Origin of the sequence: Lampropedia puyangensis, from assembly GCF_004833285.1 — a bacterium.
In the GTDB taxonomy this organism is placed as follows: domain Bacteria; phylum Pseudomonadota; class Gammaproteobacteria; order Burkholderiales; family Burkholderiaceae_C; genus Lampropedia; species Lampropedia puyangensis.
This window is the reverse complement of sequence record NZ_STFG01000009.1, coordinates 78,677-93,597: the sequence shown is the minus strand read 5'-3', so window position 1 is coordinate 93,597 and position 14,921 is coordinate 78,677. Positions and strand designations below refer to the sequence as shown.

Annotated in this window: 16 protein-coding genes; 13 read left to right on the top strand and 3 right to left on the bottom strand. The window is 55.6% G+C overall.

Annotation, left to right across the window (positions count from 1 at the left end; translation table 11 throughout):
- Positions 1–46 precede the first annotated feature (46 nt).
- On the bottom strand, positions 47–652 hold the full coding sequence (gene msuE, locus E9531_RS09825) for an FMN reductase (RefSeq protein WP_136573615.1): 606 nt from the start codon (positions 650–652) through the stop codon (positions 47–49).
- Between the two features lie 227 nt (positions 653–879).
- Here msuE and E9531_RS09820 point away from each other — a divergent pair, with 227 nt between their 5' ends.
- The 13 genes from E9531_RS09820 (at position 880) to E9531_RS09760 (ending at position 13,189) form a co-directional block, all read left to right on the top strand.
- Positions 880–1,770: a LysR family transcriptional regulator gene (locus E9531_RS09820; RefSeq protein ID WP_136573582.1), complete on the top strand. Its 891-nt coding sequence runs from the start codon at positions 880–882 to the stop codon at positions 1,768–1,770.
- 431 nt (positions 1,771–2,201) lie between these two features.
- Positions 2,202–2,522, top strand: coding sequence for a hypothetical protein (locus E9531_RS09815; RefSeq protein ID WP_136573581.1), 321 nt, complete (start codon positions 2,202–2,204; stop codon positions 2,520–2,522).
- Between the two features lie 144 nt (positions 2,523–2,666).
- The gene (locus tag E9531_RS09810) at positions 2,667–3,161 is read left to right on the top strand and encodes a TspO/MBR family protein (protein WP_136573580.1); all 495 of its coding nucleotides are present in this window, start codon (positions 2,667–2,669) and stop codon (positions 3,159–3,161) included.
- Between the two features lie 96 nt (positions 3,162–3,257).
- Positions 3,258–3,575 carry a hypothetical protein gene (locus tag E9531_RS09805; RefSeq protein ID WP_136573579.1) on the top strand — a complete coding sequence of 106 codons (318 nt, stop codon included), beginning with the start codon at positions 3,258–3,260 and terminating at the stop codon, positions 3,573–3,575.
- 426 nt (positions 3,576–4,001) lie between these two features.
- Complete coding sequence (tauA, locus tag E9531_RS09800; protein ID WP_211343409.1) at positions 4,002–5,045, top strand: taurine ABC transporter substrate-binding protein; 1,044 nt, start codon at positions 4,002–4,004, stop codon at positions 5,043–5,045.
- Positions 5,032–5,946 (top strand): taurine ABC transporter ATP-binding protein, encoded by a 915-nt coding sequence (locus E9531_RS09795; RefSeq protein ID WP_136573578.1) that lies wholly within the window; start codon positions 5,032–5,034, stop codon positions 5,944–5,946. The genes tauA and E9531_RS09795 overlap by 14 nt, the downstream gene beginning before the upstream one ends.
- 10 nt (positions 5,947–5,956) lie before the next feature.
- Positions 5,957–6,808 carry an ABC transporter permease subunit gene (locus E9531_RS09790; RefSeq protein ID WP_136573577.1) on the top strand — a complete coding sequence of 284 codons (852 nt, stop codon included), beginning with the start codon at positions 5,957–5,959 and terminating at the stop codon, positions 6,806–6,808.
- Between the two features lie 221 nt (positions 6,809–7,029).
- The gene (locus tag E9531_RS09785) at positions 7,030–8,157 is read left to right on the top strand and encodes an acyl-CoA dehydrogenase family protein (protein ID WP_136573576.1); all 1,128 of its coding nucleotides are present in this window, start codon (positions 7,030–7,032) and stop codon (positions 8,155–8,157) included.
- Between the two features lie 81 nt (positions 8,158–8,238).
- Entirely contained in the window at positions 8,239–9,108 is an 870-nt protein-coding gene (locus tag E9531_RS09780; protein WP_136573575.1) for a phosphate/phosphite/phosphonate ABC transporter substrate-binding protein, read from the top strand.
- Complete coding sequence (locus E9531_RS09775) at positions 9,068–10,282, top strand: ferritin-like domain-containing protein (protein WP_136573574.1); 1,215 nt, start codon at positions 9,068–9,070, stop codon at positions 10,280–10,282. The genes E9531_RS09780 and E9531_RS09775 overlap by 41 nt, the downstream gene beginning before the upstream one ends.
- Before the next feature lie 17 nt (positions 10,283–10,299).
- Positions 10,300–11,415, top strand: coding sequence for an acyl-CoA dehydrogenase family protein (locus tag E9531_RS09770; protein WP_136573573.1), 1,116 nt, complete (start codon positions 10,300–10,302; stop codon positions 11,413–11,415).
- 9 nt (positions 11,416–11,424) lie between these two features.
- The gene (gene selD / locus E9531_RS09765) at positions 11,425–12,504 is read left to right on the top strand and encodes a selenide, water dikinase SelD (protein ID WP_425293575.1); all 1,080 of its coding nucleotides are present in this window, start codon (positions 11,425–11,427) and stop codon (positions 12,502–12,504) included.
- Positions 12,505–12,556: 52 nt separating this feature from the next.
- A complete protein-coding gene (locus E9531_RS09760; RefSeq protein WP_136573571.1) occupies positions 12,557–13,189 on the top strand; it encodes a YbhB/YbcL family Raf kinase inhibitor-like protein in 633 nt (210 codons plus the stop codon).
- A 67-nt stretch (positions 13,190–13,256) separates the two neighbouring features.
- Here the strand turns inward: E9531_RS09760 and E9531_RS09755 are convergent, their stop codons facing one another.
- Together E9531_RS09755 and mobB are read right to left on the bottom strand one after the other, a co-directional pair.
- Positions 13,257–14,186 carry a formate dehydrogenase accessory sulfurtransferase FdhD gene (locus E9531_RS09755; protein ID WP_136573570.1) on the bottom strand — a complete coding sequence of 310 codons (930 nt, stop codon included), beginning with the start codon at positions 14,184–14,186 and terminating at the stop codon, positions 13,257–13,259.
- Between the two features lie 218 nt (positions 14,187–14,404).
- Positions 14,405–14,917 carry a molybdopterin-guanine dinucleotide biosynthesis protein B gene (gene mobB / locus E9531_RS09750; protein ID WP_136573569.1) on the bottom strand — a complete coding sequence of 171 codons (513 nt, stop codon included), beginning with the start codon at positions 14,915–14,917 and terminating at the stop codon, positions 14,405–14,407.
- Between the last annotated feature and the right edge of the window lie 4 nt (positions 14,918–14,921).

The window sequence follows — 14,921 nt, the reverse complement described above, 5'->3', positions numbered from 1 at the left end:
TGATTCGATGTGATGGAGTTCTGAAAACAAAAATGGATACTGCCTTTCAGGCAGTGATCGACTCTGGCGCGCGAAACGCTTGAATTGGGGCAACAACGCTTTCTGCCACTGGAGCTGACAAACGGATCAAAGGCCATGCCCGTGCAACGGCCAGCCTGGCGCGCTCAAGCAATGCCTGGCTTTGCAGGCGATAGTCGACAAAGTCCTGATCGGTCGCATATATGCCCAGTGGCAACGTACGAGCCTGAAAAAAGCTGAACAAAGGCCGTAACTGGTGGTCGATCACCAAAGCATGGCGTTCGCTGCCGCCGGTTGCAGCCAGCAGCACCGGCTTGTCAATCAAGGCATCCTGATGAACCAAATCGAAAAAGTGTTTAAACAACCCTGTGTAAGCCCCCCGGTACACCGGCGTGGTGACGATCAGAACATCAGCTTGTTCCACCAGTGCCAGCGCCCGCTCCACAGCAACGGGCAATTGCGAACGCCACACGCAGCCCGCCATGGCAGGAGTCAGTGCGCCCAGTTCAATCAGATGCGGTTCACACGCCATTTCGCTGGTGATCAAGTCCATTAAATGTCTAGCCAATGCTGCAGCCTTGGATGGACGTTGCAAACCACCAGAGACAGCAACGATGCGTAATGCTCGTACCATTTTTTCCTCATCAAATGAATGCATGGGCGTTCAGCCGCAAAAAGCCATTACCCATGGGATCGGCAAAAAAACTAAAACAGCAACCGCATCCGCATCTGTCAACAATGAAGCTGGGAAGCGGGTGTCTACCAACCCGTGTCAATCCACAATAGGCACGCATACTAGTGGCCGCATCACATGAAGTAAAATGGTCATTTCTCATAAATCAATGAAAAATATTCATTCAAATGATTGAGCGCATTCATTTACGCATCGTTTTAGAGGTTGAAAAGCAAGGCTCATTAACGGCTGCAGCTGGTGCGCTGAACCTCACCCAGTCGGCGTTAAGCCACAGCATGCGAAAGCTAGAACAGCAATTAGGGACCGATATTTGGCTGCGCGAAGGGCGCAACCTGCGTCTGACACAAGCAGGCCAATACCTACTGGCAGTCGCCAACCGTGTGTTGCCACAACTGAACCTGGCAGAAGAGCGCTTAGGCCAATTCGCACAAGGCGAGCGTGGAGCATTGCGCATTGGGATGGAATGCCACCCTTGCTACCAGTGGCTGCTCAAAGTAGTGGCCCCCTATTTGGCAGCTTGGCCTGATGTGGACGTTGACGTCAAGCAGAAATTCCAATTCGGGGGAATTGGCGCGCTCTTTGGTTTTGAGATTGACCTGCTGGTCACGCCTGACCCGCTGTACAAACCCGGTTTGGTTTTCGAGCCTGTGTTCGATTACGAACAGGTGCTGGTGGTTGCCAAAGGGCATGCATTGGCCTCAGCCGTCTACGCAAAACCTCAACAACTGACCAAAGAAGTGCTCATCAGCTACCCTGTAGATATCGAGCGGCTGGACATTTATAACCAGTTCCTTTTGCCAGCCGGCGTCACGCCCAAACGCCACAAAACCATTGAAACCACCGACATCATGTTGCAAATGGTCGCCAGTGGCCGCGGCGTAGCCGCCCTGCCACGTTGGCTGGTTGAAGAATATGCCACCAAGATCGACGTAGTGCCAGTTCGGCTTGGCCAACGGGGCATTGCCAAGCAGATTTTTCTTGGAGCGCGGCAAAGCGATACGGCCATCGACTACGTGCGCGCCTTCATCGAACTGGCTCGCCAACCCATGCCGACCTGAGATGCGGCAAACTGCCCAATTTCGGAGAACAGTAACAAACCAGAGGCGGTTGACTCAAATCGGCCAAGACGGTGTGAAAACGCTTGGTTGAATACACTTGAAAAATTGAATGCAACGAATCCCTTGCGCATGGTGAACCAAGAAGCAATTTCTAGAAGACCAGGGCTGCGTGCAAGATATCTTGCAAGCCTGATTGACTTGAAGACATCAAAGACCAGCGCTCAAACAGCAAGCGGTGCAAGTTAACCCAAATTACCTATTCCGATTAGCGAGCCTCATTTTGGTAGAAGCTAAGGCAAAATACAGTCAGCAAGCTACCAGCCACAGCACCTCAGCGTAGACGACGCCATAAACCAGCACCCAACGTTACGCCCGAGTAACACCGCATTCAACGCGATCTCCATTCACCTCTAACCCACTCCACCAGCACCATGTTCGAAGAAATAACGATTCAACGCATATCGACAAGAACAATCCTCAAACTCACCAGCATTGGGCTGCTTTTGTCGCTAGTGCCAATGACGTTACTACTGGGTGTTTGTGCATTCTTTGGCGCCTCCACGGTCAGTTGGAACCAGCAACCCATGACCGGGCTTTCTGGGTTATTGGCTGCGCCGCTCATCGGTTTGTTTCTTGCCGTTATTTTTTCCGTCTTACTTGGCCTATGCATGGCACTGGGCTTGTGGCTGTATTCGAAGTTCCGCCCGCTGCAAATTCGCATCAAAAAGGTCCAAGTGCCTACACTGGGCTGATTGGCTATTGGATTAATCAATAGTGATCAATAGTGCGACTTGAATTCCGCTGGCCAAGCAGCCATGACCATTTGCGCTATTGACCACCGCCAGTTTGTTTCAAACGCATACGCCCAGCCGCATTGCAAATATAGGAAATTTTCCATGACGCCCTCAACCAAACACCAGAGACTCGGTTTGTTCGCATGGCTGGGGTTGAGTCTGCTTGCGGCCACATTGGGTGCCATTGCATCGGTTGATGCAGCCCATTTTTATGCCCAACTCACGCAGCCATCGTGGGCGCCGCCAGCTCGCGCATTTGGTCCCGTGTGGAGCATACTGTATGCATTAATGGGTCTTGCTGCATGGTTAGTTTGGCGTGTTGGTGGCTTGCGCCATGCGCAAACAGCACTCTCTTTGTTCATCGCTCAGCTTGTTCTCAATACGGTTTGGAGCTGGCTCTTCTTTCGTTGGCACTTGGGGGCCTGGGCAATGGCCGATATCGCTCTACTGTGGTTGTTGATCGCAGCCACTGTGGCTGCGTTCTGGCGCATCAGACCGCTTGCAGCGGCCCTGTTGATTCCGTACCTGCTCTGGGTCAGCTTTGCTATCGCGCTGAATTACTCGGTTTGGCAACTGAATCCGCACCTGCTGGGTTGAGTCAACGCGCATGAAGCTTTATTAACAAGCCATATGCACCAGCGTTTCAGGACGAATTGGAAGACTACCCTTCACGCGCCTTTGAGAAGAATTTTTATGCAAAAAAAACTCTGTTTTCTGCTTGCTCTGTTTGCCCCGTTGGCAGCGGGTGCCGCAAGTCCAACGCAAGCGCCCGAGCAGAAACCACAAGTAGGCCATTACGGCTTCAACTGGCTTGAGCCAGACAAACCTTGTCATGCATTGACCGCGAAAGAAATTGCCAGCTTCGCTCGATGTGAGCTCCAAAAAAGCGCGTTTGGGATTGACCTCGATGCGCTGGCATGCCCTGCCAGCGATGGGGTAGAAATGTTCATCTATCCCACTGCCAAGCAATGCAACCGTGCATTTGAAGCAATGCAGTCAAATGCGCCGTGATGAGTCCACTAGGTCTCGCACCAATCATTCATGCTTTTGAGATCAAAAATTACAAATCGTTGATAACAACTTTTCTCTCTCCAAGGCATGGCACTGCAAGTGCCCTCGCCCTCTATATGCAAGGGCAGATCAAGCCGTAGCCTCTACCAATTTACGACCACCAGCTGGCGTGGGTCAATGGCGTGATAGCGGGCCTCTGCGGATGCGTTTAACACGAACAGCTGCGCGCACCATGGCGTCAACAATCGTTGCTTGCCTACTAGCAAAACAAGCCACTCTCATGCCAGAGCCTGCTCGCATGCCAAGCCTAGCGTGCTTCATGCATGAGCCGAATTAGCTCATGAAAACAATGTCTTGAAACGCCCTATTGCGCCAAGCCGACTGGCTTTACCATCGTTTTCCACTGCAACAAGCAAAGGAATTTCGATGACGCATACACGCCGCCACTGGTTGAGCCGTACCGCACAAATGGCTACCCTTCTCGCGCTCGCGGGCACCTTCTCAGGCCATGCCATAGCCCAATCCAAAGAAGTTGTGATTGGGTACCAAGACATGGTGGTGCCTTGGCGTTATGCGCAAGAAACCAAATTGGTGGAAGAGCGCACTGGCTACAAAGTCACCTACCGCAAAATTGGCAGCGGAGCAGAAGTGGTGCGTGCACTGGCTTCCGGCGCGATCGACATTGGTGAGGCGGGCTCTTCACCTTTTGCTGCGGCACTCTCTCAAGGCGTTCCGATTGAAGTATTCTGGATTCTGGACAACATCAACAACGCCGAGGCTTTGGTAGCCCGCAATGGCTCTAACGTCAACACAGTGGCTGACCTGAAGGGCAAAAAAATTGCGCTGCCTTTTGCTTCGACCACGCACTTTCATACTCTGGTTGCTCTAGAAGGCGCAGGCATTTCTCCCAACGAAGTTCAATTGCTGAATCTGCGCCCACCGGAAATTCTGGCTGCATGGGGTCGCGGCGACATTGATGCCACGTTTGTATGGGATCCCGCCCTTGCACAAGCCAAGCAATCAGGAAAAGTGCTCATTACGTCAGGCGAGATTGCCCGTCAAACAGGCAAAGCCACTTTCGATGCATTGGCAGTAAGCAAAAAATTCAGCAAAGACCACGATGCCTTTCTCACTGAATTCGTCAAAACGCTTGCACAAGTTGATCAAGAGTACGTAAACCACACAAGCCAATGGACCAGCGATTCGCCACAGGTACAGGCTGTAGCCAAATGGAGTGGCGCTGAACCAACCAACGTACCAGCCAGCCTTGCGCTGTACGAGTTCGTTCCCCCTGTGCAACAGGCCAGCAAGCAATGGCTGGGTGGCGGCCAAGAGTCCGTAGTGTCCCAATCACTGGCGGCCACCGCCGCATTCCTGAAAGAGCAAGGCACGATCCAATCTGTATTGCCTGACTACAGCGTTGGTGTGAACGCGACCTGGGTTACGCGTGCAGCCAATGGCCAAAAGTAATTTGCAATTGTGCCAACAGCCCGAGTGGCCTGACAGCATCGCGTCAAATGTTGAGCCCCAATCTGCAGAAGCGGACACGCGGATCTCCGCTGACCTACTGCAGCCAGCCTGCGAAAGTGGCCTGCACATCCGCAATCTGTCTGTGCGCTACCAAGGTGCAGGCCAGCACAGCGACACGTTGGCGCTAAGCCAAATCAACCTGCACATTGCGAAAGGGGAGTTTGTAGTCGCTGTCGGGGCCTCAGGCTGCGGGAAAACCACATTGCTCAATGTGATTGCAGGCTTTACCCAAGCCTCGGCAGGCACGCTCAGCCTGAATGGCGCGGCCATTGACAGTGCCAGTGCCAACCGTGGCGTCGTGTTCCAAAAGCATGCACTGATGCCTTGGCTCTCGGTGCTGGACAACGTGGCATTAGGCTTGCGATTGCGCGGCTTGGGCAAAAAACAGCGCCATGCTATTGGGCACGAAAAACTAGAGCAAGTGGGTCTAAAAGATTTTGCACACGCATCCATTTGGCAGCTGTCTGGCGGCATGCAGCAACGCGTTGGTATTGCAAGGGCGCTGGCCAGCGATCCGGACGTTCTGTTGCTGGACGAGCCCTTGGGCGCGCTCGATGCATTTACACGGGAATCAATTCAAGAATTGCTGCTGCGTATTTGGCAAGAGACACGCAAAACCATTTTTTTCATCACACACGATGTGGAAGAAGCATTGTTTCTCGCATCACGCTTGATTGTCATGTCGCCACGCCCGGGGCGCATTGTGCAAGACCAAACCTTGCCATTTAGCCAAGCCTACTTGCAAAGCGACAATGCCCGCGCCATCAAATCCAGCGCACCATTCATTGAATGGCGTGAGCGCGTACTGGGCTGGGTTGCGCCATCCGTTCACGCGCCATAAAAGGCTGTTCATGCAAAAAATGCTCCACGCAACACATGCACCACAAGATGATGCCGCCCCACTGGTAGCGGTAGCTCCGTTTCGCACACTGAGCGAGAAATCCAGCCGATCCATCAGCCTCCTCACAATTGTGGCTTTGGTTGCGCTGTGGTGGCTGGCCACACAACGCGCTTGGGTTCCCACGCTGTTCTTGCCGGCACCTGCAGCTGTGAAGGACGCTTTTATTGCCGCGTGGTCAGGCCAGATTCAAGGTGGGCAGCCCTTGCTGGAACACCTGCAATGGAGCGCTATTCGCGTGTTTGGCGCCTTTTTTGCGGCCTTGGTGACCGCCGTGCCTATTGGCATTGCCATGGGCGTCAGCCGTGTGGCTCGTGGCGTTTTCGATCCACCACTGGAGTTCTACCGCCCATTGCCTCCATTGGCCTACCTCCCGTTGATCGTGATCTGGTTTGGTATTGATGAAACGTCCAAAATCCTCTTGATTTACCTGGCTTGCTTTGCCCCCATTGCTTTGGCAGCCAAAGCCGGCGTGCGCAGCGCCAGTGTGGAGCAAATCAATGCAGCCCTGTCGCTCGGGGCCTCACGCTGGCAGTTGATATGGCATGTCATCATTCCCGCAGCACTGCCTGACATTCTGGTTGGTTTGCGCATTGCCATTGGCTTTGGCTGGACGACGCTGGTTGCAGCAGAAATGGTCGCTGCCACTGTCGGAATTGGGCAATTGGTGCTCAATGCTTCAAATTTTCTGCGCACCGATATGGTGGTCATGGGAATCTTGGTCATTGGTTTGGTGGCGTGGAGCTTTGACCTGCTGATGCGATGGTTAGAACACCGCTTGGTGCCTTGGCAAGGCAAAGCCTGAGTCGCCAATAGCGTTGCAGCGCATGCCGGCCCCATAACGCGCATAATGGCACCTGTCTCGCCGTGCAGTTGCATACTGGCGAGTGCATATTCGCAAATGATCCCTGTTGCAGGTCTGCACGGCGGCGGCGGTGGGCACGACTAGGCAACCTGCTCCGCCCCCTGATGGGTTGCAGGTACGTACGCAATAGGGTCACAACAACGCACCTTATCGCTGCCACCATGTCCTATCTCGACACCCTTGAACCAATCGTCCGTGATCTGATTGCACCTGCTGCTTTAACGACAGATCGCCAAGCCCAATATCCCCGCGCAGCACTTGATGCATTAGGCCAAGCCGGTTTACTGGGACTCATCAGCGCCAAAGAGGTCGGCGGTATGGGCGCTGGCATGGCGCAAGCGGCCCAAATCGTGCAGCGTATTGCACAAGACTGCCCATCCACTGCCATGGTATTGACCATGCATTACTGCGGCACCGCAGTGATTGAACGTTGTGGCCCCGAAGCGACTCGCAAAGCGATTGCAGCAGGTCAACATACCAGCACACTTGCATGGTCAGAAATCGGCTCACGCAGCCACTTCTGGGCACCGGTAGGTACCGCCACGGTTGAAGGCGATGCCGTATTGCTCAACGCTGCCAAAAGCATGGTGACATCAGCAGGGCAAGCCAACTCCTACGTCTGGACATCGCGCCCCATGCAAGGCGAAGAGGGCCTCTCAATCTGGCTGGTCGACAGCCAGTTGCCTGGCCTTCAGGTTGCAGGGCCATTTGATGGCCTGGGGTTGCGTGGCAATGCCTCCTCCCCAGTCAAAGCCAACGATGTACGCGTTACTCTGGCCGATTTGTTGGGCGAAGACGGCAAGGGCGCTGAACTGTCCAACCAAGTGGTTTTGCCCATCTTCACCATGCTCATTGCCTCATGCTCCATCGGCATGATGGATGGCGCACTGGCACGGGCTACAGCACACATCACCAGAAACCGTTTTGCAGAAAGTGGCAGCAGCCTGTCTGACCTGCCAACCATTCGCGCCTACTTGGCCCGCGCCAAAATTCGTGCAGACCAAGCCCGCACTTTGCGTGACGATACATTGGCCGCGCTGGCGGCAGGCCGCCCCGACACTATGCTTCGCGTGCTGGAAAACAAAGCCAGCGCCGCAGAAGCAGCGCTGGAAGTGACCGACACGGCCATGCGCATTTGTGGTGGCGCTGCATTCCGTAAGGAAGCTGGCATTGAGCGCTTGTTCCGCGATGCGCGTGCAGCCTCCATCATGGCACCAACATCAGACGTGCTGTTTGACCACATTGGCACCGCCCTGTGCGATGCTGCAGCGGCAGAACAAGCCAACTGAGAAAATGACTTCTGCTCTGCTGCTGCGCCAGCCGTGGCAGGCAGCCGTACGTGTTTGACCTCCAACATTCGCAAACAACCCATGAGTACACCGACCTCCCCTTTTATTCTTGGCGCCGTCGCTTACGCCCCAAAAGTCATCACCATCTGGGAAGGCTTCAAAGCCTATCTTGCAGAGCGTGACTTCGCAATGGACTTCATCTTGTATTCCAACTACGAAACCCAGGTCGAAGCCATGATCAATGGGGACATCCACTTTGCATGGAACTCGCCATTGGCGTGGGTGCGTACAGAGCGACTCGCCAGCGCCCGTGGCCTGCAAGCGGGGCAAGTGGTCATGCGCGACACCGATATCGACCTGCAGTCAGTGCTGGTCGTCAAGGCGGACAGCCCCTACCAAAACACGGCAGACTTGCGTGGACAAACCGTAGGTTTTGGTACGATTGATTCGCCACAAGCAACATTGATTCCGCTGGACCACATGCAGCATGTAGGCGGCCTGCAGCCGGAAAAAGACTTTGTGGTGCACCGTTTTGATATTCTAGGAGGCAAACATGGTGACCACATTGGTGGTGAACGATTAGCTGCCCAAGCCATGCTTGAAGGCAATATTGCCGCCAGCTGGATGATTGCCAAAAACTACAAGGCCTTTGCCGCAGAAGGAACTTTGCCCGCTGGGGCGACCCGCATTCTCGATTCGACTGGCCTGTACGACCACTGCATCATGAGTGCCGCCCCCGGTCTGGATGCGGCGGTCAGCCAACGCTTTGGCGACTTGCTGCTGGCGATGGACTGGAACGATGCGCCCGTGCGCGCATTACTCGAGCTTGAAGGGCTCAAGCAATGGCAACCTGCCCGCACCGAAGGCTTTGCCCTATTGCAACGCGCTGCAACTGAACAAGGTTTTTACGATGAACAAGGCCGCATTGTCGCCAAAGACTATCGATATTGAGGCGCTAGGGTTTGATGCTGGCGCACACCTTCTGGTCAAACATGCGCTGGCAGCCCTACCCCAAGGTCAAAGCCTGCGGGTGACCAGCCGCGCTCCCGGCTGGCAATCCCAACTTGCAGCGTGGGCACGTGCGCAAGGCCACCCCTTGCAGTGGGAATCAGGCCAGCAAGCGGCACTCATGCAACGCGGCAATGCTGAAGCTGGGCGTTGGCACAACGCAGCCTATACAGGCCATGCCGATGCCCAAGCCGTTGATGCGGTGCTGGAACACGCCTTGCCTGGCTGGGGCTTGGCAGCGCGCGGTGCACGGGTGGAAGCCGGTGGCCCGCAGTTCCATTTCAAACTTGACCACAAACAAGACTTCTGGGCAGAAAATGCCGCAGACCTGTATACACAGGCCGTGCATGCGCAGTGGAATCCAGACACTGCATTGGATTGGAATGAAGTGCTCAATCACCCGCCAGAAATTGAGGCGGCGATCGTTCAGGTCATGACCTACATGATTGAAAACGAGAATGCCGCTTTGCTGGTGCCCGCTCGCTTTCTAGGCCAGTTGCACCCACATTACCGCGAACTGCAAGCGGCATTGGCCATTCAGGTGGCAGACGAGGCGCGCCACATTGAAGTCTTCACGCGCCGCGTACGGCTAGGTGGCGCCGAGCCGGCCTTGTCCACCGCAGGTGGGCAAGCCTCACTCAAAAGCCTTCTGGATGAACCAGATTTTTCGATCGCGGGTTTTCTGCTATCGGTCTTGGGCGAAGGCACCTTTGTGAACCTGCTGCAATACCTGCAAGCCTACGCGCCCGATGCGTTGACACGCCAAATGTGCCGACTTGCTGCGCGCGATGAAGCCCGCCACGTGGCGCTCGGCATGTCGCACCTACTCTACCGTCTGCAAAGCGAGCCCTCGTTGCGCAGTCGTCTGGCCAACGCCGTTCAAGCACGCCATGACCAGCTGGCAGGCAGCTCTGGGCTGAATGAAGAGGTCTTTGACGCCTTGATTCTGATTGGCGCCGGATCGCTCGAACCCGCCGCAGTTCAAACCGGATTTGAGCGGGTACAGCAACTCATGCGCGACATGGGGGATGGCCGTTTCACACGTTTATTGCGCCTAGGGTTTGAACGTGAAGAAGCCGAGCGCCTGTCTTCCCTGCACACCCGCAATTTCATGTAAGCCTTGGCGGTACCACCATGCATTTTTTAGAACAACTCGAACCCATTATGCGCGAGGTAATCGCGCCCAACGCCACTACCACCGACGCCCACGCGGCCTATCCGCGCCAGGCACTGCAAGCGTTAGGCCAAGCCGGCTTGCTTGGCTTGATCAGCAGTACCGATGTAGGCGGTTTAGGCCTTGGTTTGCCTGAAGCTGTGCAAGTCGTTGAGCGCATCGCGCAGGACTGCCCCTGCACCGCCATGGTGTTGACCATGCATTACTGCGGCACGGTGTACATTGAACAATTAGGAGGCAAAGATGTGCGCCAAGCCATTGCTGCAGGTCGGCACATCACCACACTGGCCGTGTCAGAAACAGCCACACGCAGCCACATTTGGGCCATGACCAGCCAAGCCCAAATGCAAGCGGCCGATACGGTGTTGATATCTGGCGAAAAAAGCATGATCACCTCCGCCGGCCAAGCCGACTCTTACGTCTGGACTACACGCGCCATGCAAGGGGAAGGTAATACGTTGTGGCTGCTCAATGCCAAAGACCCGGGGTTTAGCGTGCCACGCGCTTTTGATGGTCTCGGCCTGCGCGGCAACCACTCCGCCCCCATCAGTGCCCAAGCCGTGCCCACAGCGCTGTCAAGCAGACTCGGAGCAGATGGTCAGGCCGAGCCGCTCAAGGCGCAGTATCTGATGCCCTACTTTGCCACCTTGATCGCCACAACCTCCATTGGGTTAATGCAAGGTATTTTGCGCCGCGCCATCACGCACATCAGCACTTCACGTTTTGCAGAAAGCGGGACCTCGTTGGCAGATTTGCCCACTATTCGGGCTTACTTGGCCAAAGCCCATCTGCGTGCCGATCAGGCCCGGCTACTGCGTGACGACACCGTTGCCGCCGTGCAAGCTGCCCGCTTGGACAAAGGCATGCGTCTGCTGTTGGTCAAAGCAGCAGCAGCTGAGGCAGCATTAGAGGTGAGCGACACGGCCATGCGCATTTGCGGCGGCGCGGCATTTCGCAAAGAGCTGGGCATTGAGCGCTTGTTTCGCGATGCCCGCGCAGCCTGCGTGATGGCCCCCACCAGCGATGTGCTGTTTGACAAAATAGGCACGCTTTTGTGTGCAACGCCAACCCCCTGAATGCCAACCATGAATACTCCCTCCAAATCCTCCCCCGCATCACCACGCCTGACCTCGCTCTCGCACGGTGGTGGCTGCGGCTGCAAAATAGCCCCTGGTGTGCTCAGTGCGTTGCTGGCCAACAGCAGCCTGCCCAAGCAAATGTATGAACACTTGCTTGTTGGCACTGAAACCGCAGATGACGCAGCCGTCTACCAAATCAACGAGCATCAAGCCATTGTCGCCACCACCGACTTTTTCATGCCTATCGTGGACGATCCGTTTGACTTTGGTCGTATCGCAGCGACCAATGCCCTTTCGGACATTTATGCCATGGGCGCAACCCCTTTGTTTGCGCTAGCCATTGTGGGTATGCCCATCAACGTGTTGCCACACGAAGTCATTGCCAAGATTCTTGAAGGGGGCGAATCAGTCTGCCGCGATGCAGGCATTCCCTTAGCGGGAGGCCACTCCATTGACTCAGTAGAACCAATTTATGGCTTGGTTGGCATCGGCATCGTCAACCCCGCCCAGCTCAAGCGCAATGCCAGTGCTCAGTCTGGCGATGTGCTGATTTTGGGCAAACCATTAGGCGTAGGTATTTTGTCGGCAGCACTCAAAAAGAACTTGCTAGATACTGCAGGCTACGCAGCTATGGTGGCCGCGACGACTCAACTCAACCGACCCGGTAGTGCACTGGCACAACTCGATGGGGTGCATGCGCTCACCGACGTAACAGGCTTTGGCCTGTTGGGGCACACCCTCGAATTGGCCCGTGGGGCAGGCTTGACCGCCGAGATCGACAGCACAGCCCTGAAACTGTTGCCTGACGTGCGTGACTTTGCCGAGCAAGGCGTCATCACCGGCGCATCTGGGCGCAACTGGCAGTCTTATGGCAGCCACATTGAGCTGGCACCACGCATTGCGCAAGAAGGCAGTGGAGCCACCCAAGGCATTCTGACCGACCCACAAACCTCAGGCGGCTTACTGGTGGCATGCGCCCCCGAGATCGCCCAGCAGGTTTTGAAACTCTTTGATGAGCAAGGTTTTCACGATGCCGCTATCGTCGGACACATGGCCGCTGGCGAGGCCAAAGTGGTGGTCAAGTAATTACCTCTCTGCACACGCCAGCCCCTCTCTTTTACTTCGTCAGGTATAGACCATGAAACTCACTAGCCAAAGCATTCACGACGGACAACCCATTGCCGGTACATATGCATTTGCTGTGCCCGATGCCGCCAACCATGTGGCGCTCTCAAGCAACCACAACCCCCATTTGGCATGGACGGATATCCCCGCAGGCACCCAATCGTTTGTGGTGGTGTGCCATGACCCCGATGTACCCAACAAAGGCGATGATGTCAACCAGGAAGGTCGTACGGTTGCCGCCGATCTGCCACGCGTGGACTTCTACCATTGGTTGCTGCTCGATATTCCCGCTAGCTCCACAGAAATTGCGGCAGGCGCACATTCCGACGGCATTACGGCAGGCGGAAAGTCAGGCCCACAAGCCCCTAACGGTTGGCGCCATGGCATCAACGATTACACCGGTTGGTTTGCCGGTGATGCGCAAATGAAAGGCCAGTACTTTGGTTACGACGGCCCATGCCCACCATGGAACGACTCCATCGTGCACCACTACATCTTCACCGTGTATGCACTGGCTACCCCTACGCTGGAGGTGACCGGTGAACTCAACGGGGCCAATGTGATCGCAGCGCTGGCCAAAGCGCAAGTGCTAGGCCAAGCCAGCTTGACCGGCACCTACTCGCTCAACCCGGCAGTGGCAGCTTGAGTCCCCTGCGCTTGCAGCGCAGCTAAAAAAACCAAACCAGCGGCGACCAGGCCAACAACCGAGCAAGTTAGCGGGTATACCGCACGGCGCGTGGTGCACGTGCCAACCCCCACAGCTGCAAGCCAGCTGTGTGGGCCACTTGTATCGCCAGCGATGTAGGCGCTGAAATAGTAGCTAACAAAGGAATGCCAAGGCGCGAGCATTTGCGCACCAGTTCATAACTGGCACGACTGGACATCACTACAAAGCCCTCTGGCTGCCATGGCAAGCCATGCAAACCCAAAGGTTTTTGCGCGGCCTCAGCCAAGGCCTGCGCCCTTGCTCCCAGCAGCTTATCTAGGGCATTGTGGCGCCCTACATCTTCATAGACGGCCACCAAATCGCCATCAGGTGTGGCGTAACCTGCTGCATGCACGGCCCCTGTGGCCTTATTGAGTAGCTGCTGCGCGGGCATTGCGGCCAAAGCCTTGAACAGGGTTTGCGACGTGATAGCTTCGAGCCACTGCGGCCGTTGCTGCACTGGCGGCACCAAATCCAATGCCTGCAAGTTGTCAATGCCACAAACGCCACAGCCTGTGCGACCAGCCAAACTGCGGCGTTGTTCCTTGAGCCGTACAAAGGCACTGCTTGCAATCTCCAGCCGAACCTCGACTGCAGGCATCTCTGGTTCCTGCAGCAGGGTTGGCAGATCCACATGCTGCGCATCACTACCGGGCGTGCATGCATCCACGGCAACCACGTCGATGTCGTAGCACTGCGAAGGACTGTCGATGACCCCTTCACTCAATGCAAACCCCAGCGCCAAAGCATCCAAATCCTGTGGAGTACACATCATGACTGCATGCGAGATGCCATTGAAAACCAAGGCTACAGGCACCTCGGCAACCACTTGGTCATCAACCCAGGGGGAAACCTCACCCTCGATATGGCGCTGCACAGGTACCGTAGCCAGCGCTGAGGGCAACAAAAGATCTGACTCATCAAACCAAGCAGACATGGTTTACCACCAGTTAGAACGTGTTTAGGATCACCACGCAGGCCACGCTGTAGTCCAAAAGGATGCGATACGCGGCAAAAACCGCTTTCGGACTATCAACGCGGCAAAGATTTTAAACACAGCAACGCGCCTTTTTGACTCCACCCCGAAGGGCAAGATTCAAAAAGCGCCCGCAGTAAAAGACAACACGGATACGAACCGCAAGCGTTGTGCCAACGTCAAGCACTGGGGTACTGCACAATAAATGCCGCAATCACTTCAGGTTCGTTCAACGGCAGCCAGTGTAACGATGCGGGTGCATCGCTGGGCTTAGGTACATCGCTGGCCACCGCCACGCATTGAAAGCCTTCTTGCGTATACAAAGGGGCTTGGCCCGTTGCAGGGCGATACACTTCGATGCGGTCAATAGCATCGTGTTTGAAACCTTCGACCAAAGTCAAATCAGCAGGAGCTAACCGGCTTAACTGCTCTGCCAGACTAGGCTGCTCTTGCTCTCGTAATTCGTGCATGATGGCAAAACGATAGGGGGAGCTGACCATGACCTCTTGCGCACCAGCAGCACGAAAACGCGCACTGTCTTTGCCCGCCGGCTCTAGCGTGATGTCATGGTGGCTGTGCTTGATGACGTTCACCGTCAAGCCGCGCGCCAACAGCAGCGCAAGCAACGCCTCAAGCAACGTAGTTTTCCCGCTGCCTGAGCGCCCCGCAATGCCAAATACCCGCTTGGTCATAGGA